The 23,115-nt window shown below is 39.1% G+C and carries 18 protein-coding genes and 3 pseudogenes; 8 read left to right on the top strand and 13 right to left on the bottom strand.

Translation table 11 applies throughout. The annotated features are described in order from the left end of the window. Nucleotides 1-204 (bottom strand): transposase (locus tag C233_RS23820; RefSeq protein WP_167321141.1); only part of this gene is annotated, 204 nt, incomplete at its 3' end. A 265-nt stretch (nt 205-469) separates the two neighbouring features. Between C233_RS23820 and C233_RS22895 the strand changes: the two are divergent. From C233_RS22895 to C233_RS0118840, 8 genes and pseudogenes are all read left to right on the top strand, one after another. Continuing rightward, nucleotides 470-1,032: pseudogene (locus tag C233_RS22895) on the top strand (helix-turn-helix domain-containing protein). After that, nucleotides 1,029-2,291 carry a site-specific integrase gene (locus C233_RS0118810; protein WP_018669078.1) on the top strand — a complete coding sequence of 421 codons (1,263 nt, stop codon included), beginning with the start codon at nt 1,029-1,031 and terminating at the stop codon, nt 2,289-2,291. The pseudogene C233_RS22895 and the gene C233_RS0118810 overlap by 4 nt, the downstream one beginning before the upstream one ends. Before the next feature lie 314 nt (nt 2,292-2,605). Continuing rightward, on the top strand, nt 2,606-2,959 hold the full coding sequence (mads1, locus tag C233_RS0118815; protein ID WP_008658991.1) for a methylation-associated defense system helix-turn-helix domain-containing protein MAD1: 354 nt from the start codon (nt 2,606-2,608) through the stop codon (nt 2,957-2,959). Continuing rightward, nucleotides 2,956-3,555, top strand: a complete 600-nt coding sequence (locus C233_RS0118820) for a BT4734/BF3469 family protein (protein WP_018669079.1) — start codon at nt 2,956-2,958, stop codon at nt 3,553-3,555. Before mads1 ends, C233_RS0118820 begins: the two co-directional genes overlap by 4 nt. Next, nucleotides 3,506-5,308: pseudogene (locus C233_RS22900) on the top strand (DUF3987 domain-containing protein). Before C233_RS0118820 ends, C233_RS22900 begins: the two are co-directional and overlap by 50 nt. Before the next feature lie 92 nt (nt 5,309-5,400). After that, nucleotides 5,401-5,775 carry a MobC family plasmid mobilization relaxosome protein gene (locus tag C233_RS0118830; protein WP_018669082.1) on the top strand — a complete coding sequence of 125 codons (375 nt, stop codon included), beginning with the start codon at nt 5,401-5,403 and terminating at the stop codon, nt 5,773-5,775. Further along, nucleotides 5,759-6,658: a relaxase/mobilization nuclease domain-containing protein gene (locus C233_RS0118835; protein WP_018669083.1), complete on the top strand. Its 900-nt coding sequence runs from the start codon at nt 5,759-5,761 to the stop codon at nt 6,656-6,658. The genes C233_RS0118830 and C233_RS0118835 overlap by 17 nt, the downstream gene beginning before the upstream one ends. Further along, nucleotides 6,658-7,311 (top strand): hypothetical protein, encoded by a 654-nt coding sequence (locus C233_RS0118840; RefSeq protein WP_018669084.1) that lies wholly within the window; start codon nt 6,658-6,660, stop codon nt 7,309-7,311. Before C233_RS0118835 ends, C233_RS0118840 begins: the two co-directional genes overlap by 1 nt. Before the next feature lie 17 nt (nt 7,312-7,328). Here C233_RS0118840 and C233_RS0118845 read toward each other — a convergent pair whose 3' ends face one another. The 12 genes and pseudogenes from C233_RS0118845 to C233_RS0118900 all read right to left on the bottom strand — a co-directional run bounded on the left by C233_RS0118845 (nt 7,329) and on the right by C233_RS0118900 (nt 23,025). Next, nucleotides 7,329-7,844 (bottom strand): very short patch repair endonuclease, encoded by a 516-nt coding sequence (locus C233_RS0118845; RefSeq protein WP_026314929.1) that lies wholly within the window; start codon nt 7,842-7,844, stop codon nt 7,329-7,331. 146 nt (nt 7,845-7,990) lie between these two features. Beyond that, nucleotides 7,991-10,345, bottom strand: a pseudogene (locus C233_RS22905) (AIPR family protein). Nucleotide 10,346: 1 nt separating this feature from the next. Beyond that, nucleotides 10,347-11,351: a PD-(D/E)XK motif protein gene (locus tag C233_RS0118855; protein ID WP_018669088.1), complete on the bottom strand. Its 1,005-nt coding sequence runs from the start codon at nt 11,349-11,351 to the stop codon at nt 10,347-10,349. After that, entirely contained in the window at nt 11,341-14,121 is a 2,781-nt protein-coding gene (locus C233_RS0118860; protein WP_018669089.1) for a Z1 domain-containing protein, read from the bottom strand. The genes C233_RS0118855 and C233_RS0118860 overlap by 11 nt, the downstream gene beginning before the upstream one ends. 2 nt (nt 14,122-14,123) lie before the next feature. After that, the gene (locus C233_RS0118865) at nt 14,124-15,596 is read right to left on the bottom strand and encodes an ATP-binding protein (protein ID WP_018669090.1); all 1,473 of its coding nucleotides are present in this window, start codon (nt 15,594-15,596) and stop codon (nt 14,124-14,126) included. Next, entirely contained in the window at nt 15,562-16,872 is a 1,311-nt protein-coding gene (locus C233_RS0118870; protein ID WP_018669091.1) for a DNA cytosine methyltransferase, read from the bottom strand. Before C233_RS0118870 ends, C233_RS0118865 begins: the two co-directional genes overlap by 35 nt. 7 nt (nt 16,873-16,879) lie before the next feature. Further along, nucleotides 16,880-17,089: a helix-turn-helix transcriptional regulator gene (locus C233_RS0118875; protein WP_005795647.1), complete on the bottom strand. Its 210-nt coding sequence runs from the start codon at nt 17,087-17,089 to the stop codon at nt 16,880-16,882. 571 nt (nt 17,090-17,660) lie between these two features. Then, nucleotides 17,661-18,368: a hypothetical protein gene (locus C233_RS0118880; RefSeq protein WP_018669092.1), complete on the bottom strand. Its 708-nt coding sequence runs from the start codon at nt 18,366-18,368 to the stop codon at nt 17,661-17,663. Nucleotides 18,369-18,384: 16 nt separating this feature from the next. Then, nucleotides 18,385-19,926, bottom strand: coding sequence for an RNA-binding domain-containing protein (locus C233_RS0118885; RefSeq protein WP_018669093.1), 1,542 nt, complete (start codon nt 19,924-19,926; stop codon nt 18,385-18,387). 71 nt (nt 19,927-19,997) lie between these two features. Next, complete coding sequence (locus tag C233_RS0118890) at nt 19,998-20,462, bottom strand: hypothetical protein (protein WP_018669094.1); 465 nt, start codon at nt 20,460-20,462, stop codon at nt 19,998-20,000. A gap of 398 nt (nt 20,463-20,860) precedes the next feature. Next, on the bottom strand, nt 20,861-22,093 hold the full coding sequence (locus tag C233_RS0118895; RefSeq protein ID WP_018669095.1) for a Cof-type HAD-IIB family hydrolase: 1,233 nt from the start codon (nt 22,091-22,093) through the stop codon (nt 20,861-20,863). 83 nt (nt 22,094-22,176) lie between these two features. After that, a complete protein-coding gene (locus tag C233_RS0118900; RefSeq protein ID WP_018669096.1) occupies nt 22,177-23,025 on the bottom strand; it encodes a helix-turn-helix domain-containing protein in 849 nt (282 codons plus the stop codon). Nucleotides 23,026-23,115: the final 90 nt, after the last annotated feature.

Here is a 23,115-nt window from a genome sequence, read left to right on the forward strand (position 1 = left end):
GATAATTACCTTGAGCATCATTTTAGGATGATAAGCTGAGCGCCCCGTTTCTTTATAAAGCTTCTTGAAATTATCAAGATCGAGACTGTCAACAACTGCATTGACTATGCGGACAGGGTCGCCCGCAGCTATGTTTTCATCAATTCTTTGTGGAAAAAGAACCGTTTGGTTGGGAATGTAAGGACGAAAATGTAACTTTGCCATAACGAAAAAACTGATGCCTAAAGTTACATAAACTTTGGCTAATAACAAAGCCCGGGCTTGGGAAAGTCTGGGCTTTGTGCATAAAAAAGGTTGTGTCAACATTTTGACACAACCTCTTTGCATTTATAGGGTTCATGGTTGCTATGTGTTTTCTATGGACTTTTTTATCTCTTATTTGCGACATGTTTGCGACAAGACAAAAAAGTAGATAATGTGGTACTTAATCACACTTATACATACTAATACATACTTAAAAGTAGATAACATGCCAACAATCGGATTTGAAATCAAACGGAAGTGCAAGGTCTGCGGCAAAGTGTTTGTCGCAAAAACACTTGACAGTCACTATTGTTCCCCTAAATGTGGTAAAGTGGCTTGGAAACGCAAAAAGGATGCAAAGGATAGAAACGCGAAGTTAGAAGCCATTGCCCAACAAGTATCAGACATCAGAGAGTACATTTCTGTAAAGGAAGCCGTCGCTATGTTTGGGGTGGAACGTAGCACTCTGTATCGCCTGATTAAATTGGGATGTATTCCAACTATCAATATGGGTACAAGGCTCACACGTATCAAACGCTCTGAAATGGAACGGCTTTTTCTAAACAGACCGGAAAGTATGCGGAAAAAGAAAAGCCTGCTCCTAAAATATACGGCTTAGAGCCGGAGGAGTGCTATACCATTACTGAGATTTGTGAGAAGTACCATATTAATGACAGTTCAGTATGGGCGCACGTTAGAAAATACTCTATTCCCTCAAGACAAATAGGAAGCTATGTGTATGTGCCCAAGCAAGAAATTGATAATCTATATAAGTCAGAAGTAGAATGAAGAAAGCATTACCTAATACCAAAGTGACCGTCAAGCTCAGAAGGTCAAATTATAAAGAAGAGTGGTATTTGATTATAGAATCATACCCAGTTTATAAGCGAGGTTCTAAACGGGCAAGTCGTGTGGTGGAATCCATTAACCGGACTATATCCACACTCATTTGGGACAAATCGTCCATAGCACGTATCTTACCGGACGGAACATTCAACTATAAGCCTAAGCGTGATTTGAATGGGATTATCCAGTGTCGTTCAACGATAGACCAAGAGGCTTGTATCTATGCAGACAATGTGCGTAAGTTGCGGCAACATGAATATGATAGTGCCATCCTTTACACTGATAAGGAAAACGAAATAGCTGCACAGAATGAGCGGAGCGAACAGGATTTTATCAAGTATTTCAATGGTATTATAAGCACACGTCATCCCAATAGTTCCGATTCGATTATAGTCAACTGGAGGCGTGTAAGTGAATTATTGAAAATGTATTCACAAGGGCAACCAATTCCATTCAAGGCGATTTCCGTTAAACTGCTTGAAGATATTAAGATGTTCCTTCTCCGTGCTCCAATGGGAGGAAATAAGAAAGGTACTATCTCACAAAATACAGCATCAACCTATTTTTCCATACTCAAAGCCGGATTGAAACAGGCATTCATTGATGAATATCTGACCGTTGATATTAGTGCGAAAGTAAAGGGAATAACAAACATTGAGAAACCTCGTGTTGCGCTTACTATGAATGAAGTGCAAATGTTGGTTGATACACTGTGCAAGGATGATGTTTTGAAACGTGCGTTCTTGTTCTCTATTCTCACTGGATTGCGGTATAGTGATATTCAAACTTTGAAATGGAAACAAATTCAGCAAACAAGCAAAGGTACATGGCAAGCAATCGTAATTCAGCAAAAGACAAAAAGACCCGATTACAAGCCGGTCATTCAACAAGCACTTCAACTATGCGGCATACGTCCAGGCGATGATGAAGCATTTGTTTTTGAAGGGTTGACTGATGCCTCTTGGATTTCTCGCCCGTTGAGAGTCTGGATAGAAGCATCCGGTATCAAGAAGCACATCACCTTCCATTGTGGCCGCCATAGCTATGCTTCGCTGTTACTGGAAAATGGCGTTGACATATACACCATCAAGTCTTTGATGGGACATACTAACGTCAAAACCACGCAGATTTATACGCACATCGTAAACGAACAAAAAGAGAAAGCCGCCAATACCCTGCATATAGAAAATTTGGATTTATAGGTTGTGGTGGTTGTATTCACCATTGAGCACCAACGACTTATGTAATACCAATCATATACTTATCACCGTTTACCCCTCATGAAGCATCAACTTTTTGAGGGGTATTTTGTAGTATAGAGGTGTTCCGTAAAGAATGTGTTAGTCCAAACAGTCGTTTATTCCCCTTTTATTATGTTGCCCAATAAATTTTCGTATTAATGAAACTTAAATCTGTCAGTGGTAAATAAGTGGTTGATTGGTGGCGGTCAAGCACCTATTTAGCACCTATAAGCATCCCTATACTTTTGCGGCATAAATTTTAATACGAAGAAAAAATGGCCTATAAAGTAAATTCATTGGAGGAAATGCCGAATGCGTTGTCCTACCTGATTGAGTCCGTAGAAGTACTGCAATCCAAAGTAAATGCCTTACAACATAAGCAGGCAAGTAGCTCACCTAAGTGGATGGATATAGACGAGCTTTGCGCTTATCTTCCATCACATCCAGCCAAGCAGACTGTTTATGGATGGGTATCAACCAAACAGATTCCCGTACATAAAATAAATAAGGCATTGGCTTTCTTGCAATCGGAAATTGATGATTGGTTGAAGAATAAATCGCATAAGACACAGGATGACTTAATGGAAGAAGCCAGACGATTTGTCGAATCTAAAAAGATTATCAGATGATGGAAACGATAGACTATTGCTTTTCATTCTTTCGCAAGCCTATTCAAAACATCGAACCGATAAGGGCGGTAGGTATTGTGGATGTGTATCGTTATATCATAGGGCATTATGCCCAACCACAAACCGAAGCCCTGCGGCTGATGCAGCCTTCTCCCGAAGCCAAAAGATATAAAGCCACTCATTTTGACTATTGTACTTTTTCGGGATTATTTCGCAAGCGTAATGAGAAGGAACTGATTATGCACTCAGGATTGATGTGTTTGGATTTCGATCATATGGAAAATATCGTGGAGCTAAAACAGCAATTACTCAATCATGAATATTTTGATACGGAACTGTTATTTGTCAGCCCATCCGGTAATGGATTGAAATGGATAATACCTGTTGACTTGAAAGGATGGGAACATTCTCGATATTTCAAGGCTGTTGCTAATTGTATCAAAGTAACAGGTTTACCATCAGTGGATATATCTGGCAGTGATGTGGCTCGTTCTTGCTTCCTGCCATACGACCCACAAGCATATATTAACCATAAATACAAAGATGATGTCGAAGAAAATATTTTCCGTCCAAGATTGGGAGAATCTCCCTTCTGAAATACAACAGGCACATACGCCAAGTATTGCCCCTATATATAATAAGGTGGAGGATGATGTGGAAAGTGTTGTTCGGGAGATAGAACAGTGTGCCATTGATATAGCTCCTCATTATAAAGATTGGGTGGAGTTGGGCTTTGCGCTTGTAGATGGATTGGGAGAGAACGGGCGGGAGTATTACCACCGCATCAGCAGGTTTTACCCTACCTATCAAAGGGAAGAAACGGATAAACAATATACGTATTGTCTGCACTCCAAAGGGTAAGGCATTACTATCCGTTCTTTCTTCCATTTGGCAAATCAAGCCGGAATCTCATTGGCTCCGTTCAGTAAAGAGCATTTATCCATTTTACCAAATATCCAAAATGGTAAAACGGGTAAATGGATAAAATCAGAAGAAGAACTTCCTACATTTCCTGAATGTGTGTTTGAGCATCTTCCTCCTTTTCTAAATGAGGTTGTCAATAATTCCATTTCGGTAGATGACCGTGATACGATACTGATTGGGGCTATTGTATGTTTGTCGGTCTGTTTTCATAATGTTTGTGGCGTGTACGATGAACGTATTGTTTATCCGAATCTATATCTATTTGTAGTGGCAGATGCCGGTATGGGAAAAGGAGCATTGACCTTATGCCGAGAATTGGTAGCTCCCATTAACCGTAATTTGCATGAACTTTCAAAGCGGATGGAACAGGAATACAAAGAAGCGATGAGCACTTATATCAAAGGTAAGAAAACAGATGGAATGACTATGCCAACAGAACCGCCCATGCGTATGCTCGTCATTCCTGCCAATAGCAGCGCAAGCTCTTTCTTGGAGATATTGGGAGATAATGACGGTATCGGACTGTTATTTGAATCGGAGGGTGACACGTTAAGTCAAACTTTGAAGTCGGACTATGGTAACTATTCCGATGTGTTGCGAAAAGCATTTCACCATGAGTTGGTAAGTTTGAGTCGGCGCAAGGACAGGGAGTATTGCGAAGTAGCTAATCCGAGAGTTTCGGTAGCTTTGGCTGGGACTCCCGAACAGGTAAGAAAATTGATACCTGATGCGGAGAACGGATTGATGAGTCGCTTTTGCTTCTATATTATCCGCTTCAAACGAGGTATAAGAAACGTGTTTGCCACAAGCGACATTTCTCAATCCAAGAATGCCATGTTCAAACTGTTGGGAGATAAATTCTGCCATTTGCATGAGGAGTTTGTGCGGCTGGGTAATTATTCCTTTTCTCTTCCCTCTGATTTACAGGAACAGTTTATTGGATATCTCAGTCGTGTGAATGAGGAATGTTGTGACGAAGTGGATAACAAGATGCAAGGAGTAGTCAGACGGATGGGACTGATTGCTTATCGTATAATGATGGTGTTGACTGCTGTCCGACATTTGGATAATGTGATTCACAAATCTTCTTCTGACGAGACTGTACAATTGGTTTGCCATGAGTTTGACTATTCCATAGCCATGAGTATTTGCGACACCCTGCTTTATCATGCCGTATTCATTTATCAGAATTTGTCAGGAAATCAGTCTAAACGATTCAATACCGTTTCGCAAGAGACAGGCGTGTATGCACGAAGGAACACCCTTTATAATATGTTGCCTGACACTTTCACAAAGAAAGATTATGATGCGGCGGTTTTAACTTTGGGCGAGAATGGAAGTACAGCAAATAAGTGGATAGAAGCCTTTATTAAAGATGGTAAGCTATGCCGAATAGAGCAGGGGAAATATAGGAAGATTTTTTGAGTGGCAAGTTTGTGTTTTAGTGCCACTAAAACCTATGCGGCAAGCGATAGAACTGCCACTCTCAAAAAAAAATATCAATATCGAGAATCAATATGAGTATAAAGGAAAAGAAACTTAGTGGCCGCCCTAAGTTGGCGAGCTATCAGAAACGTACCAAATGTTTTCGGGTAATGTTTACCGAGAACGACTACATTTATATCCAATCCAAAGCGGAACAGACAGGATTGTCTGTCAATGAATTTTGCCATCAGGCAGCAATGGATTGTCAGGTCTGTCAGCGTATCAGTCCGGAAATGGCATCGGCAATTCGTGACCTTTCCGGTATCGCCAATAACGTTAATCAGATTGCCCATCAGATGCACATCTATGGATTGGAAACAGTCAAACAACAGTGTTTTTCGATTATCTCGGAAGTTAGTAGAATTATCACCCAAGTAAAGAATACCTGTCATGATAGCGAAGATTAAAACAAGAGTTGATTTCGGAGGTATTGTAAACTATGCCAACGATCAAAAGAACAAGAAGAAATGCGCTACACTTTTGGCGCACGAAGGAGTATGTGCCATTAGCAATAAGTTGATTGCCGATTCTTTTTGCCTTCAAGCATCCATGCGCCCGAAAGTAAAGAGTCCTGTGAAGCACGTATCACTTGCTTTCTCTTCGCAAGATATTAGCCGTTTTCCTGATAATGAAGAAGGGGATGCGCTTATGGTGGAGATTGCCAAGAAATGGATGGAACAAATGGGGATTCGCAATACTCAATATATCATAGCCCGGCATCACGATACGAAACATCCTCATTGTCATTTGGTATTTAATCGGATAGACAATGAAGGTAATCTCATTTCTGACAGCAATGAAAGAATACGCAATGCAAAAGTCTGTCGTGCTTTAACTAAAGAGTATGGACTTTACTTTGCTCCTAAAAATAGCAAAGCCAGAAATAAGAGCCGTTTGCGTCCTCATCAATTACGGAAATATAATCTCCGTTCTTCAGTTCTTGATGCACGAGCAAATTCTCATTCGTGGAATGACTTTTTTAGCATTCTCAAAGGTTTGGGTATAGATATGCGTTTTAATCACGCTGAGAACTCGGATAAAATTCGTGGTATATCATTCAGTCAGGATGAGTATAGCATGGCTGGTTCCAGACTTGACCGTGATTTGAGTTTTAACAGTCTTTGTGCTACATTGGGTAATATAACAGCAGAGCTGATTATTCAACCCCATCAAGCCATAACTCCCAGTGGAGGTGGAGGAACCAACAATGAACAAGGATGGCGAGACGATAAAGATAAGGATAACCAAAGAAACGAACCTTTTTATAAAACCTCAAAACGTAGAAGATAATGAAAGAAGATATAGTAGCTGCAAATCTTGCGAATTTGCGTCAAAGTATCAACGAACTGAAAGTGTGTATTGAAAAACAGAACGCCACAGTTCCTAAACCGGAACAATCTGTAAAAGCGGATTTCAATGAAAAGGCCATTTATACAGGAATTGCCAAAAGTTTCTGTACTTGCTGGAATGAAGCCTTGTCTGTGGTCAAGAAACATATCTGGCAACAGCAGCCTAACACATTGCCGTTTTCGCTATGGTTCCCGAAACTCATTGATTTATTCAAGCAGAAGTCTAAACTTCTTGAATATCTTTATAGGCATGTCTGCGATTACAATCAAAATCGTATGACTATCGAAACTAATACCCGATGTATATTGAAACGGCAGGATGAGATATTAGCAAAAATCAATGAATTGAAAAGCCCTGTAACCGTTATTTCACCTAATATCAGTGGGCTGTTTATATATGGCTATCATATAAAACTCCAGTATATTGTACCCATTATTGCCGTTATTATTATATGGACTGTTGCTGCTTCTGCTAGTAGTATGAAGTTTAAGGAAGAATCCTTTGCGCATTATTCTATGTATAGGGCGGTGAAGGAACAATATCAGCATTTAGTGGAAATTACTTATGTAAAATCTAAGCCTGATGCGGAATAATAAGTTTTAATAGATTACTATTTGTCTATTTTACCATATGACACTTCCGGTTCTGCAGCCATGAAACTATTGTCATTTTCTGCTATTTGATATGTTTTGACTTTTCGGTCTTCAAGAAAAATGTGATTCAATGTATATGCTAATGATTCAAGTGTTTGTATGCAGACTTTTGGTTTTAGTTGACATTCCCAAATTGTAATGCAATGCCAGCCCATAGCTGCAAGCTGGCATTGCTCTTTTTTATCACGCTCTTTGTTTCGTTCTATTTTCTTTTGCCAAAAGTCAATGTTTGTTTTAGGTAGGCGAAAGTATTTGCAATTATCATGGCCATGCCAAAAACAGCCATTCACAAAAATAACAGTTCTGTATTTGCGGAGCACCAAATCAGGATGACCGGGAAGACGTGGGTGATTAAGCCGATAGCGAAAACCACGGCTGAAAAGGAATTTCCGCACCAATAATTCAGGTTTCGTATTTCTCCCTTTTATTGCGGACATACATTTATGACGCTGTTCTTTGGTTAGTGTGTCCATATTGATGACAGAAATTGCATATCATTTATAATGTTCAATTAAGTTTGGTTTAATATTCTCGCAAATTTTCTCTATTGCTTTCTGTTTTATTGTAGATTTGTTTCTTTGCCAAATGAGCACTTCGTTTTTGAATCTACACAATCTTTTTATTCTGTAAACCCTCTTTTTTTGAGAGTTATATAGTTCATATACATCCCTCTTTTCATCCTTTCATCCAATGGACGTTTCCCCTTGGCAATCTCATCCATAACTTTCCATTGCCAATCTTTGAGAACTCTACGCCTGCGATCCCACTCAACCATTTTTTGAACTAACTCTATTGTGATATTATCGTTATCATAATCAGTAGAGGAGGAATGAATTGCGCTCGATGCCCTATTGTCTTCGGAAGCAAGTTTGTCTGCCTCAAACAATAAATCGATGTTTTTTTCACAAACGATATTATAGATATTTATGGCCTTTCTTCTATCTGAATCAGTGAACTTATGATTAAACTTCAACTTATGAGCAGTTTCTTGGGCCGCAGATTGATAGTTGATAGATAAACAATCAGTTTCTTTTCCCCATTCTGCAATTTTTCTCCACAGTGAATATGGAATAGATTCTATGATTTCCATATCATGCGCAACATCTTCGTCATTTTCGTCAGAACTCAGTGAAAAACCTTTTCTGGCTGGAGTCGACGAATTAATAAGATCTGGTTTTATATCATTCAAATCGTAAGACCATGTATATGCCTTAACCTTTTCCCAACACTCTTCTTTCTTAGACCATTCAATATAGTGCGATACAGGCGATTCTTTGAGAATAAAATCATTAATTTGTTTCATTAGCTCATAGATGAAATCTGAAAGAGCATTAGAAAGGCATTGGTTTTTCCATATTTTGTAGAGGTTTAGTTTGCCCTTCGTTATAGTAGTTAATAAAGATATAGCATATGGAACAACTACCTGTTTTAGCTCACCAATATTATTTCCTGATACCTTGGTTCCATATCTTTTATCGGTAGTTCTGAATAATATCGTTTTTGCAATGGCATCTTCATAATATATACTATTGAGGTTTTTAATATTTTCAGGTAAGTTGTTATTAATGAACTTGCTGTAGTTCTTTTCGTTACCACGTACAACAATAAACGGTCCGATAGCAATTTTCTTTCCATCATATACTTCTTCGTATGCGTTTATATACTTAGCTAACTCTACCTTTGTTATAACCTGCTTCTTGGGGTATTTTAAGTCAAAGGCGGCTTGGCGAGATTTGGTAAATCCCTCCTTCTGACGAAAATTCTTATACTGTCCTCTTGCCCTTTCAAAGAACCAATATGTCTGGATGTTTGAATCTTCTGTTATTGGTGTCAAGATATATCGAGACAACTTTTCGAAAGCTACAAGATGCGCATTATTGGCAGTAAAATCAGCATCATTCACCTTGTTTTGAGTATTTGCATATCGAGAAATGCGTGACACAATATCTGCAAATTCTTCTGCTCTTTTGATAACAGATATTTTTGCTTGAACAAAAATGCCAGATATATCAGCCTTGTCTTTTTTCCATGTGTGATAAATAGACGCTGTTGTTTGACCGCCATTTACTATCTGTAAATTAGATATTTTGACAATGTTTCTACCGGTAGAATCTAATTCGATGTGATCAGCAGTAGCCGCTAATCCATTGTTGAAAGCCAAGAACATATGTGGCTCTTTTTTTATTGTATCTCTGATACCTTTATTGATTTTTCCTGTAAACTGGAGGAAAGAACGGACATTTTGCTCCAATAATCTGGCACCGAATCTTTCATATAAATTGGCTAAACAAGTTCCTGGTATTATAGCTACATATGCTTGATAATCGGGATTTTCAGAAGCGGCAGATAGACATGGAACAGTATATCCTTCTTCCTTGAAATTGATTTCAATAGGCACACGTGACTCTACAGTTATCTAGTAAAGATATCTAAGGTCTATAACGCGGAAGAATACCTTATATCCACATATATCTACATTGGCAGGAAATTCGCCTTTATACTCACCATTCGTAAGAATAAAGGCATTAACTCTTACCAAATTATCTTTTAGTTCTTGGTATGAAGATAATGTATTTGCAAATTCAAATATTTCAGATGATTCTGCTACTTCGTTTGCATAATCTCCATATACAGCCTTCCTGAAGAAATTAATAATTCTAGTGGAAGCTCTATCTATTTCAGTTTTAGGTGTTGAATAAATACTTTCTTCACACCCATAAATAGATATGAATAAGTCAACAGTCTCATAATTATCTGCTATTGCATAACCATTAATTTTATGCTGTTTTTTGGTTCCTAGGTCTTTTTCATCAAAAGCTACTGTCGCATTCTCTGTTTCTCCAGCTTCTGACAATACATCAAAAACATATCTTGTGAATGTCTGTTCTTGATTATCGCCATCTTCATTAGATAGTTGGCGGGTCGAAATTTCCTGAATAAGAGATAGATAATATTTGTTTATATCATTATTCATATCATTTAATGGTATTAAATAAGACACCCTCAGAAACTAAATATTCATCGCACATGCCGATAGAAATGGCATAAACAACATTACTTACTCCGTTTCTAAGGTCATTTTCCATGATTCTTGGGAAATCAGCTAATACTTTATAGCACTTTTCGTTCCTTTTTTTATAAAAACGTTCAGCATACAAGGATTCATGACTAGCGATGTACTTCACCTCAATAAGTTTTTCCTCAAAGATACATAATGCAGGTACATTGCTGCTGAGGAGATTTTTTATTTCTGCTACAATCATAGGTAAACTCTCTCCATTAATTTTGGATACTTCCAATACTAAATGGTAGATAAATAAATGGGCTACAAGTGAATTATCTAATTGTCGTTCTCCGTTTATGGTTATGAATTGAGCATTATTAGTAGATGTTGTTTTAACTTCAACAGCCCAATTATCACCTTGAAAGTCCTTATTTGTCTTCTCAACTCCTGTCCAAAGCTTTAATGTAGATGCGTAGGTATCATTAGTACTTCGACTTAGCATTTTTCTAAGGAATACTAATTCTCCATATAAGCCTTGCTGTTCTTCTTTTGACAAGCCGTCAAATTTCATTTTACCAAACAAGTTTTTCCATCTATATAGTTGATTTACAACTTCCTGATCCATTTTCTTTGGAGTGGATAGTGGTTTAAGTGTAGTTACCAAATCCTCACATAATGCAGCAAAGGCTCTTTGGTACTCATTCCTCATTAGCTGAACATGGAGCATTTTTTGTCCAGGCATTGATGTGTCGACGAGCTGTCTAATTTTTAGCTCGCTTAAATTGCTTAAAGATGTGACATCAATCTTGAATTCTTTCGAGAAAGAGACGGCAATACCTATTATGTCATCGGGATAGCTATATGTGGCATATACCTGTATAGATAATGTCGTGTCGTAAAGCTTCTTCACAAGTCCTATTGTCGCAAGACTTTTTAACGAGTTCCACAACTCTATAATCTGATATTTATTCTCCATACTCATTATCGTTTTCGTTATCGAAATTATCCTCAATATCAGCATATTCTCCTACCATATTCACTTTATAATTTACTGCAAACGATGTATCTGTTGCTGGGAAGGAAATGGCAAATCCAACAAATGGATCATCACTTTCGACAAATACGGTTGAACCTTCTGCTGGCACACCATTCTTCATGACGTTAGCACCTATTGGATTTAATGGATAAATTATCAGTAGTGGTTGAGTTTTAGGTCTAAAATTACTACGTACAACCAATGGTTTTGGATATGCCTTAGACCAAATTTTACCATTATCTACAGATTCTCGTTTTGTTGTTTCTAAAGCTTCATTTAGCACATCTTTTTCTAAATCTACAAATTCATCAGCTTGATTACCAACGATATGATTCTTTCGAATAAAGTATGTTTTGTAATCTGTATCAATAGCTCTATTACGATAGAAACAATTAACTTTATATTTGTTGCAGAAACGATATTCCTTATTAGGACCACTTCCAGCCGACTTATTCATCAGAGCAACGCTCCAATTCGTCAACTCGTTATGTTCTTGTAACTCATTGATGTACTTAACAATTAATTCAAGATTTACCTTTTTGAGGGATTCTGCAACAGTAAATTCATTGAAATAATCACAAATTTGATTTGCTGGAACATTTTTCCAAAGATAGTCTCCATCTCTGATTATGGGTTCACCTAATCCGGCTAGAAGCTCATCAGTAGCAACAAGATTTCTGTTCTTTAATCCCTTATCAATCGGCAATTGATAAGTTTCAATGAGTCGAGAAGCCCACGATACTTGAATTTCCTTGGTATTCCTCATCTTATTAAGAGCAGTGATTTGTAGGCATCCAGGATGTGTACGTACTTTGAGAGCATACTTATCCGGTGTACTTCTTGATTCTGCAAGATAGTTGAATTCTTCACGCAACTCAGCACTAGCGACAGCAATGTGTCGATACCATTCATTGAGTTCAGCACTTGTGAATAGACGGCATAAATCAACATATCCTGGACGATACCCAAACCATCTACCCATCTGCATTAATGTATCATACATTTTAGAAGCACGTAAGAAATAGCTTATAGAAAGTCCTTCCAACGTCAGACCTCGAGATAGTTTGTCTCCGCCTATAGCGATAACAGAAACCCCATTTTTAGAATTCAGTTGATAATCAACGATATCACCAGAAGATCCGTTAATGGATTTCACTTCAATTTTCTGAACGACTTTGAAAAGTAAAGGCTTAATATCTTCCCACTGATGGACTTGCAAGCAATGATCAATATTGGAAAGAGTTGAATTCTTAATCTTATTGGTTGTTTCAGCATAGTCATTCTCTAGCAAATCTTGAAATTCACTGAGTACAGATGGGTCGTTTGCTTCTATCTCTTGCTTATAATATGAAAACTGTTGAGCTACCAATTCTTTAATCTCATTTTGCCATAGCTGATAACGAGAAACGTGGATAAGCATAGAGTTATGCTTATTTTCTTGGCCTCTTGCTAAGCGTATAGCGCATGTCAATATAAAGCTCTTAATAGCTGTCTTTAACGACTCTGGTATATCTGCAAATGTTGGCTTAGGATCATTCTTTTTGTGCCCCTCTGGTATGAAAGTCAGATAATCGCTAATAGGAACTACAATCGGCAACAAGTCTTCTTCCTCCTCAACATCCATACTTGTCCCAAATACTTTTTCAGGACCAATGTAATTAGTTGGTGCAGGGAGATTGATAATAAAGTCACGTGGAAACAAATCTGATTCGTCTTGTGCTATAAATATATTAGCAAAAGGTGTGGCTGTATATCCAACATAGGCAGACCTATTGAATTGTCCAATCAGCGTTCTAATACCGTTATTGATTGCTGTTGGGTCTAAATCCTTATCTTTCTTTGTATTGATTGAAGCATTATCAGCTTCATCATCAATCAGTAGCAACGATTTATTTGCAATCTTGTGACCTCCAGCTTGAGCTTTCAGCCAAGTGTTCAAGCGCTTTAATACTGATGCGTTCTTTTTTACAACCAGAATTATGGGTTGCGGTGCATTGAAGTTGAACCCGGCAGTGTTTGCTGCCCTACTATTGAAATCGCCAGAATCCAAACTTGTGGTATAGGAATTAGCAATTGCGGAATCAAAACCAGGAATCAGTCCTACACCTATTTTGGTAGTATTGTTGATATTATATGCTCGTTCGTATTGGGTATCAAATCCTAAAAAACCCTCATCTATTCTACTTTGAGTTTGACTTCTCAGATTATTCAAGATACCAGCTAGTACAACGATAAAATTGAAGCCTGCATCAGCAGCTTTGCAAATTAAGCCTGTGTAATTAGCAGTTTTACCAGATTGAACTTGACCTACAACTAACCCTTTTTTATCAATTGTGATATTGGTCAGCTGGGGATTAAACAAATTATCTAAAATGCGGTCACTCATTTCATCTAACTTTTGAATGACAAGTGGAGCAAAACCTTTTTGCTCAGACAAATATTGTTTATACCTCACCCAAAAGTCCCAAGTAGACTTGCGCTCAGCTTTGAAATCTCTAAGCCAAGGTTGTCTTCTTTCATTCCCTTCTAGTATTTGAAAGTCCTGAATCCTTACTCCATACAAGGATAGTAATTCGCTTTTTACTTGCGCAATATCCATATTGGGAAAGATTAGTGATACCCTTTCTATAGCATCATTAATCTGATCGTCTGTTACAACAGCATTTGGTCCGATTAGGACTCGACACATATTAATAATCTGATTCTGCATAGCTATAAATTTTCGATTAAATCCTCAAAGAGGTTAAAAGGTTCTACTGTTTTTAGATATGCTTTGGCTTGTTCAGATGTCTTTCCCGTTTTAATTTGGTTATCATACATCGTCCGCATCATATCTGTTATGATTGAAGGATTGATACCCGTAAAAGGTTCAAGTTGAGACTCTTCACCTTTTGCTTCATTGATATAAATTGTCTTAGTTGGTAATGTTTCCTCAATAAAGCTAAGAAGAGTGTTAATAGCCTTCTCAGGGTTGTCAAGAGCCATACTTTTTATTTGCTTAATCATGTCATGTTCACGATTAACCACAAAAGACCATTTATTATCTTTTTTCTTCTCGCACCATATAGGTTGGAAAGATGTACCAGCTTTTTGCTTTAGAATCTTTCCTCTATGTCGATAGACTTCACAACCAATTGATCTCACAGCTTTAGCGTAAGATTCAAGTTGACTTCTATTTTGCATTGGAGGATAGGCTCTTGATTTTTTAATATCAATCTGCCATTCAGTGTCCAATGTATTAGGTAAGTCTATTTTAATTCGCACTAATTTATAGTGCTCTTCCTTTCTAAATAGCCCAAGCCAATCACCTGCTAAAAGTAATCTTTTTCCTCTATATACATAGAATCCTTGCTGAGCTGCCCATCCATTAATACCTTCTGCTTTAGCATAGGCTGCTTCGCTAGAGAACGCACTTTTATGAGGCAAAACATACCCCTTGACAGATATTCCACCAATAATGTTTTCGGTGGGTCTTATCTGCGTCTTTGGTTCATTTTCACAGAATGGATTCCAAGGCTCAATTTCATGTTCACACCAGAAAATCCTCACAACTTTTTCTTCTATAAAACGATGAAAAGTCATTGAAATGTGTCGTTTCACATTGTCTAATAGTGAAGAAAATTTGACCTTTGAGTTAATATCAATCTCACTTGTTTCTGGGTTAATGATTCGGTCTAAACCTGACCATATAACCAAAGTGCCATGAGAAACATCATCAAGAGCATTTATATATTCATCAGGAATCCATTGAAGAAGTTCCCATTGGTTTGTTTTTGCAACGTAGTCTAAGTCCCAAGTCCAATAAACGGGCTTGTAATCAGCCTTTTTGCTATATACGGTAAGTCTTCTACATTGAGAGAATGAAGCGGTTTTCAGTCCCAAACCAAATCGACCTAAATCACTTTTTGAACGTTCTTCCAAAGGATTCTGAGAACCTGGTCTCATTGCTTCGATCAGTTCCTGATGATTCATTCCAATGCCATCATCTTTAATAGTGATAATTGATTGATCACCTTTCCAGATTCTCGAGATCCAGATATTATTCGCTCCAGCTGATATAGAGTTATCTAATATATCAGCCATTGCTGTTTCCAAACTATAGCCCATAGCTCGAAAAGTCTCAACCATGGACGCAGCAGCAGGTGTAGCATTAGCGGTTTTGAGTTCTTCGTAATTCATCTTCATGAGCTAATATTTTTTTTATCTCTAAAGCAATCTTCTCTGCAAGGACTACAGGGACAGCGTTACCAATTTGTTTAAATGCGGAAGAGCGACTTCCTTCAAAAAAGTAGTCATCTGGGAATGATTGAATTCTTGCAGCTTCACGTATTGTAATAGAACGTACATTATCCGTCGTTGGATTAGGAGTTGGATATATGTAATAATGTCCATCCATAGCGATATGTGCTACAACGGTGTGACATACACCGTTAGGATCTACCACACAAAACCTGTTTAAGAATGTCTGCGTATTTTTATGCTTCTGCAGTGAGGGATCAAGCTTATCATACCGTAAACGTTTTCCTTCATTCCACTGTTCAACTGCCTGCTTATAGATTTCTCTGTCTGTAGGATTGTTAGGACGTGCAATGTGCTGAGTGGTAAAGCTCAAGACTCCTCTAATTCCTGATTTTTTAAGGTATTCCATATCGCTTAAAGGCTTTGTGTAATGAACAATTCCGCAAAGTGTACCCTCTCCAGCCTTAATTATAGGCAGATCACAAAACAAATCCCTCATCATTTTGTATGGCATTTGCTCTGCAAGAAGGTACGGATAGTGATACGAGGTATCTTCTTGTGTGTCTCTTTTATTTTGCCAACCAACAATAATGACCCTATGACGTTTTTGCAAAACTCCATGCTGTGATGCTATCTGTTCACGAAAATCTATATTATAATCTAACTCGCGCACCAATCGAATAAGATCCCTAAAGGGCTCTCCACCTTTGGCTGTAAAAATTCCCAAAACATTTTCAAACACAAACATTTTGGGCTTATAACGTTTAAGGAACTCTACATAGAATTTATATAGGTCATTACGAGGGTCTTCTTCAATTTTTTTTCCTAATCTAGCACGGCCAGCGACAGAATATGCCTGGCATGGTGGACCTCCAATAATCATATCAACGGGCTTCCCATTACAAAGTTTATCAACTCTTTCAAAAAGGCTTGGCAATGTTTCTTTCCCTATAGCTTCTTGAATAACCGAGTCAATCACAGATTTAGGAACTTGATTCCAAAGCCAACTTCCATCTGTTTTTTCCTTCTTGTTTTTGAGGTATTCTTCGTATATTTCAAGTTTTCCGTTCTCCTTTAAATAATGAAATGCTGCACGAGTTTTCAATGAGTCACAAGCATAGTGATCCATCTCAATATGTGCTATGGGTTCATAACCAGCTCTGATAAAACCTTCTGATAGTCCACCAGCACCTGCAAACAAATCTATAAATCTGTACTTCATACGTTAATCATTTTGTTTTATTAAGCAGTTCTGATACATCAACATCTAAGAGATTAGCTATCTTTATCAATTGGTGGACAGAAGGTTGGGAGCGGTTAGTACACCATCTGGAAACCGTCATGTCTGATTTCCCTAATTGATCAGCAAGCCATTTGCTTGTCTTGTGATTATCAGCCAAAGCAGCTTTTAATCTATTGGGTATTTGTTTAACGCTCATAATCTCTGCTGGATTTCTTCTATTAAAACGACAAAAATACTCATTTATTGTATATTTTCCTACATATTTTTGATATTTAACCCTAATCCACTTGTTTTTTTAAGCTCATAATGAACTTATACCCATTAATAAGCATGAATTGTTTGCAGGTAATGGCTCATAAACATCATCATCGAAACGACGCAAAATGAATGGGCTGTTTTTGTCTTTCTCCGAAGAAGCTACAAGTATCAGTAATACTTGCGATCTTACTATCTGTTTTTGAGTAATTAGTTGAAATTATCTTCTTGATTTCTTCTATTGGTGCCCGGTGAACGTGTTTAACCAGCTGTTCAGAGTGATTTTATGCGTTGACAAGCCTCATGTCTCAATGATTGTGTCGGTTGTCCGATAAAATTGTTTTCCTTTTATGGGGTATTCATTGACAAGAATGTCATATTTGCCCAATTCGGGCTCTTTTAATGGATTTTTATCTCACAATGAAGACCCTGCACGTTCAATATATCGGCTGTCCGGGAAAATAAAAAGTCAAATAGATTTTGAATGTTTTGCCGGACACCAATAGATTTCTTCACAAACATTCTTCTTTTCCTCTTCGCTCCCTAACCTTTTCTAATCCTGGCATCTTTTTAGCCAATGCACTTTCTCCTGCTGGAAAATAGAGAGGAAAAACTTTATATAAGAAACCCACAACTTCACTACGACTTTTATCCATATTGTAAAAAGCAGAGCAGACAAAGTACATTAGTTCTTGCTGACTACATGTTTCTTTAGGCTGTATGCTTATTGAGGGAGCAACTATCAAGTCATGTTCAGCAAATGATAGAGCACTGGCGAGAATAGCTTCCTGTTCTTCTTCGGTAAACATCTTTATTTTCCCAGCTAACCATTCAAGCTCTCTTTGCCGGAGTGCTTGTTGTTTTTCGTTTTGATGCTCCAATAGGATTGCTACATTTTCTTGTTGCTTTTCTGTCAAGGCGTTTTCTAATGCTTGGTTCTTTCGTTTAAGAACGTTGAATTTTAGCAAAGCAGCAATGTACATACAGAAATATCCTACTGCAATATCGAATATTAGGACAAGCAGATAATTGTTACTTGAGTTTTGTATGCCACCAGCCATATATTCACTAATAGGGATAACAGCTAATAGCATGATAATGGCTATTGCATAAAGCACTCGGTATCGCGTTTTATGGTTTACCTGTGGCAAAGAGGCAAACAAAAAGGCGATAATCAAAACGGCTATGATTGCAAAGAGTGGTATGAAAGAGGTCTCCATAGGTTTGTTGTTCTGTTTATGGTTTAACAATAATGCGCCAATAACCAGCCTTGTCTGAACCTTCGTGAACCAAAATTCCCATACCCCTAAGGCTCTTGATATTTTTCTCTATAGCGCGTTTAGTTACACCAATCTTGTTGGCCATATTATCAGCTGTGATTGAAGGGTCTGAAATAACGAGGTCGATTATCTTTTGTGCAGTTTTACTGATTTTCTTCTGTGTTTCCGATGTATCTCCGAACTTATCCGCATTTACACCGAACTTTTCGACCGAACTTTCTTCATTTACACCGAACTCTTTTGTGTTTACACCGAACTTTTCGACCGAACTTTCTTCGTTTACCGGGTACTTTTCGAGGGTACTATTTACCCTGTTGGCTACTTCTTCAACAGGCATTCTTCCGTTGTCACCCCAGTTCAAATTATAGAATGTGGTGTAGAAAGAAGTCGCTTCCGTTTGATATTGTGGTTCTTTTCCTTGCAAGAAATTAGGTAATTTCTCTGTAAGCTCTCGCATTTTGCGTAAACCGGAACCACGTTTCTCCATATAATCCAACTGTGTGAACACATCTGCAATGACAGGATTACGACGCATGGACGGCACTTTGTATATGTCACGGTCTTGAATTTGTGTACCGTCAAGCATAGCACCGGGTGATACCAGTTCTACGCGGTCATCATAAATGTCGATATGTACTTCACCGCCCATTATAGTATAATCTCTATGGATAAGGTGGTTTACCAGTCCTTCAAAGATGGCACGGTCTGAATAGTCGGGGAGGTTAAGGCGATAGTTCGGCATCTTTACCCAACCACTCATGGTATAGTTCTTGATGAAGTCCATGCCGTATTTCAATAGCAATACAAGGTTAGCCCGATGTTCTACGGAACTGATGGCATCATCTTTATAGAGTCCTGTCCAACGGGTGCAGAAGATACGTGATTGGAATACGGTACAATTATCCACAAACAGCAATCCGGCATTGGTAAGTTTGCCGTCAGGAGTTACCAGTCCGAATGATTCCAGATACTTGTCATTCCATTCCTGATGGGTTTGCTCACGGAAGGTATTGGCAAGGATGATGAAAGAATGTTCGCTGGCACCCACTTGGGTAGGAAGAGAATCCCATGTCATGTGCGTACCTTTCAATACCAATGAAAGAAGTTGTTGCGAATTACACTCCACGCTTTCATTGCCAATTCGCATATATGCTGTACGTGTCCCATCCTGATAATAGTAATAAGGTGTAAGCGTTCCTGCCTTTACTTTCACTTCAAGCAGGGCATGCCCTTCGTGTTCTATCGGAATAAGCTGAACTTCCGGCACAGGGTCAAGTCGTGCCTTTATCATTTCACTGATAAAATCAGCATCGGCTTGTGGATTCTCCAACCCTACAATTACGCCGCCATCATTCACTCCATAGAACAAGCTGCCACCGTCCGTATTGGCAAATGCCGACACGGACTTAAGCCACGACTTCACTTTCTTACGTTCCAACATTTCCTTGAAATCGTAAGCCGAGCATTCCGCTATCAATGTATTGTTATGTATCTGCATCGTTTTCTTATTGCTTAGAGGCATCTACTGTTTTTGATAGACAACTCTTAGATGTCACTTTTGTGAAAATACTAATAAATTCTTCTAATCCAACGTTCCTTTGTTTTCATCCCCCATTGAACATGCCATTTTCTTCCACTTGTTTTGTCCAGTAGAATAAACTGGTACATATTTTTTGTGGGATATAGTTCAAAACTTCCAGAGCCATGACCAAATCCATAATTCAAGTCATCATTATTTATAGTTACGCTACCTTCGTTTTCTGAATCTAAAGACCATTGAACTTGTTCTATCATTCCTGTTTTAGTATCTAATTGAAGTAGGGTGTATATGTTCTCTGTCTGATATAATTTATAACGTTGTTTCAGAGAATGGTCAAGTTCTATTTGTTCTAACCAAGCATTCGTTATTTGAACAAGGCTATCAATTCTATTTAAAACTGAATCTTTGGGAGCTTGTTGGTTGCTCTGTTTCGTTTGGGCAAGCCCTATTGTTGCACATAAAAATACAACAGTGAATGTTACAAATCTTCTCATCTTACTATGTTTTATATTGTTAATCGAGTTCTTTCTATTCTTCTTATTGATGTAACTGATTTTATTATTCAGATACAATAACTCAATATAGAATACAAAGGTAAGGATAAAACCGAAGAAACTGTTAAAAACATCGCTTTCTTTTGATTTTTATGCGTTTACATCTCGTTATTTATCTGAAAAAATCGTACTTTTATGAGCAAGAGTGTGTGTTGCTTATAGATGCTTATTTTCGGATTTGCGTTATATTTGCAACACGTGTACGCAAGTCGCTGATAGATATATCACGTTGATTTTGAGGAAGTCAAATAAGCAAACCTATATAAATTGGAAAAGCCGTTACGGATAACTGTCCGTAACGGCTTTTTTGCGATTATGTCCTTTGCCGGTTTATGGAATTACCTTTTCTTCAATACACTGTTCACCACCCGGACGGAAGATACGAGCTTGTTGGTGGAAGTGAATACATCTACATTCCATACATGGGATGAACGCCCTCTGTGAACGATAGTGGCTACTGCGCGTACGGTGTCTCCTTCGTGTGCGGAGGAGATATGGTTTCCGCTGACTTGCATGCCTACTACGATTTCATCGGGCTGGCAGGTTATCATGGAGCCGAGGCCGGCTACCGTTTCTGCCAGTGCAAGGGTGGCGCCGCCGTGCAGGATGCCGAAGGGTTGGCGGGTGCGGTGGTCTACGGGCATGGTAGCTTCTACGCGGTCTTCCGAGGCGTAGGTGTATTGAATGCCCAAATTACCCATTAGCGCATGGCGTGCCCGTGCATTGAGCAGGTCGAGGGGGATTTCGGCGGCATGGACTTCGGCTAAAATCATTTTCTCGACAGCCAGGGCAACGCCGTCTTCCTCGTTGGATGCCGTTACATAGTCGGCACATACTTTTACGGAGTCTTGCGAGTGCCCCATGGCAATGCCTAAACCTGCGATTTGGAGCATATTGACGTCGCATACGCCGTCTCCGATAGCGATTACCTCTTCGCGGGGAATGTCCAGGTGCGACAATAGGGCGCCTAAGGTGTTGGCCTTATCGATTCCGCAAGGCACTACCTCCAGGAAGTAAGGTTCCGAACGGAAAACGTCCAGTGCGCCGTCCAGGCGTCTTTTCCAATGTTCTTCCAGGCCGGTCAGCGCTTCTTCGTCGTCGCTGACTAACATGCACTTGCAGGGGGCGAAATCTATTGCCGTGGAGAATTCTTCTTCCTTGATGATTTTCAGATTGTTCAGTACGGCTTCATCGCGGATATGCCCGTTGTCCGGGTCATCGGTCAGGATAGTGTCGTCATGGTAGGTGAATATGGCAAAGCCGTTCTTACGCGCTTTCTTTTCCAGATAGGGCAACATCTCGGGGTTAATCCGCCGTTCGAACAGGATTTCGCCATTTTGTGCATTGATTATCTGGCAACCGTTATAGGAAACGATGAAGCCTCCGTAGTTGCCCAGTTCGAGAGCTTTTGCCAGTGGCATGAGTCCATAGGTGGGTCTGCCGGAAGCCAGCACGATGCGTACACCCATTTGCTGCACTTTGAGCAAGGAGGCGAGGGTACGTTTGCTGATTTCTTTGGCATCGTTGAGGAGTGTTCCGTCTACGTCGAGAACTAACAATTTATATTTCATGGCAGCTCGATTTTGGTTATGCTAACAAAGTTAGTAAAATGACGGTGAAAACGGCAGGATTTAATTTATTTTGACCAAACTTATTATAATAGCTTTTGCAACCGGAATTCTTTGGGGGAAACGCCGGTATTTTTCTTGAAAAAACGGCTCAGGTAGGATTGGTCGGCGAAGTTCAGTTGCTCGGCAATCTCGGTGACTGATAAGCGGGGCTCGTTCAGGAGCACTTTGGCTTCTGCTATCAACTGTTCGTCTATCAGTTGCTTGGGCGTTTTGCCGTTCATGTACCGGGTGGTGATTTCGTGCAGGTAACGGGGAGTGATGCAGAGTTTCTCCGTGTAGAACGGAACCTGGTGTTCGCAGGTGCTGTGCTCGCGTATCAGTTGCATGAACTGGTGGCAAAGCATCTGCTTTCTGCTGTATTGCTTGTTGGCAGCCAGTTTCTCCGGAATGGTGTTGAACAACCACATTAACAGGCTTTGCAGGAAATTGTATTCTTGCTGTTTCCTGAACTGGAGAACGTTATCCTTGAACAGCATTCGTGCCATATCCATCCATAATACGATTTCTTGCCAGGTTTTCTGGCTTCTTTCGTCTGCCGTGTGGTGATAGTACGGATGTTCGTGGGTGTAGTTGAAGTAGGGAGTATCGATAGGCAATATCGCTTTCAGGAAAACATCTTTCGGGAATAGCAACATGCGTACCTTGAAATCCGTCGAGGCGCGGATTACCTGGATAAGGCTGCTTGTAAGGAAAATTAATTCCGTTTGCGTATCGAAGGTGTATTGCTGTACTCCCGTGGAAACGGTGCTGCTGCCTTGTGTACAGATTAGGTAAATGCCGCATTTGAAACGGCAGGGGCGTTGCTTCAGGTACGCCAGGTCGGTTTCTTCGTATCTGATACCGGAAGTGTCGGACGGTAATGGCTCGTACATATGAATAAAGTTCTGTTTTGCGCAACAAATGTAGTTATATTCTATGGAAATAATGTATATTGTTCCTAAAATGAAACGTTTTGTGCAGGA

The sequence above is a fragment of the Bacteroides gallinarum DSM 18171 = JCM 13658 genome, from assembly GCF_000374365.1.
GTDB lineage: Bacteria > Bacteroidota > Bacteroidia > Bacteroidales > Bacteroidaceae > Bacteroides > Bacteroides gallinarum.

Coding starts and splice junctions, on each gene's coding strand:
- C233_RS0118810 (WP_018669078.1), top strand. CDS start 1,029: ATGAAGAAAGCATTACCTAATACCAAAGTGACCGTCAAGCTCAGAAGG.
- mads1 (WP_008658991.1), top strand. CDS start 2,606: ATGGCCTATAAAGTAAATTCATTGGAGGAAATGCCGAATGCGTTGTCC.
- C233_RS0118820 (WP_018669079.1), top strand. CDS start 2,956: ATGATGGAAACGATAGACTATTGCTTTTCATTCTTTCGCAAGCCTATT.
- C233_RS0118830 (WP_018669082.1), top strand. CDS start 5,401: ATGAGTATAAAGGAAAAGAAACTTAGTGGCCGCCCTAAGTTGGCGAGC.
- C233_RS0118835 (WP_018669083.1), top strand. CDS start 5,759: ATGATAGCGAAGATTAAAACAAGAGTTGATTTCGGAGGTATTGTAAAC.
- C233_RS0118840 (WP_018669084.1), top strand. CDS start 6,658: ATGAAAGAAGATATAGTAGCTGCAAATCTTGCGAATTTGCGTCAAAGT.
- C233_RS0118845 (WP_026314929.1), bottom strand. CDS start 7,844: ATGGACACACTAACCAAAGAACAGCGTCATAAATGTATGTCCGCAATA.
- C233_RS0118855 (WP_018669088.1), bottom strand. CDS start 11,351: ATGGAGAATAAATATCAGATTATAGAGTTGTGGAACTCGTTAAAAAGT.
- C233_RS0118860 (WP_018669089.1), bottom strand. CDS start 14,121: ATGCAGAATCAGATTATTAATATGTGTCGAGTCCTAATCGGACCAAAT.
- C233_RS0118865 (WP_018669090.1), bottom strand. CDS start 15,596: ATGAAGATGAATTACGAAGAACTCAAAACCGCTAATGCTACACCTGCT.
- C233_RS0118870 (WP_018669091.1), bottom strand. CDS start 16,872: ATGAAGTACAGATTTATAGATTTGTTTGCAGGTGCTGGTGGACTATCA.
- C233_RS0118875 (WP_005795647.1), bottom strand. CDS start 17,089: ATGAGCGTTAAACAAATACCCAATAGATTAAAAGCTGCTTTGGCTGAT.
- C233_RS0118880 (WP_018669092.1), bottom strand. CDS start 18,368: ATGGAGACCTCTTTCATACCACTCTTTGCAATCATAGCCGTTTTGATT.
- C233_RS0118885 (WP_018669093.1), bottom strand. CDS start 19,926: ATGCAGATACATAACAATACATTGATAGCGGAATGCTCGGCTTACGAT.
- C233_RS0118890 (WP_018669094.1), bottom strand. CDS start 20,462: ATGAGAAGATTTGTAACATTCACTGTTGTATTTTTATGTGCAACAATA.
- C233_RS0118895 (WP_018669095.1), bottom strand. CDS start 22,093: ATGAAATATAAATTGTTAGTTCTCGACGTAGACGGAACACTCCTCAAC.
- C233_RS0118900 (WP_018669096.1), bottom strand. CDS start 23,025: ATGTACGAGCCATTACCGTCCGACACTTCCGGTATCAGATACGAAGAA.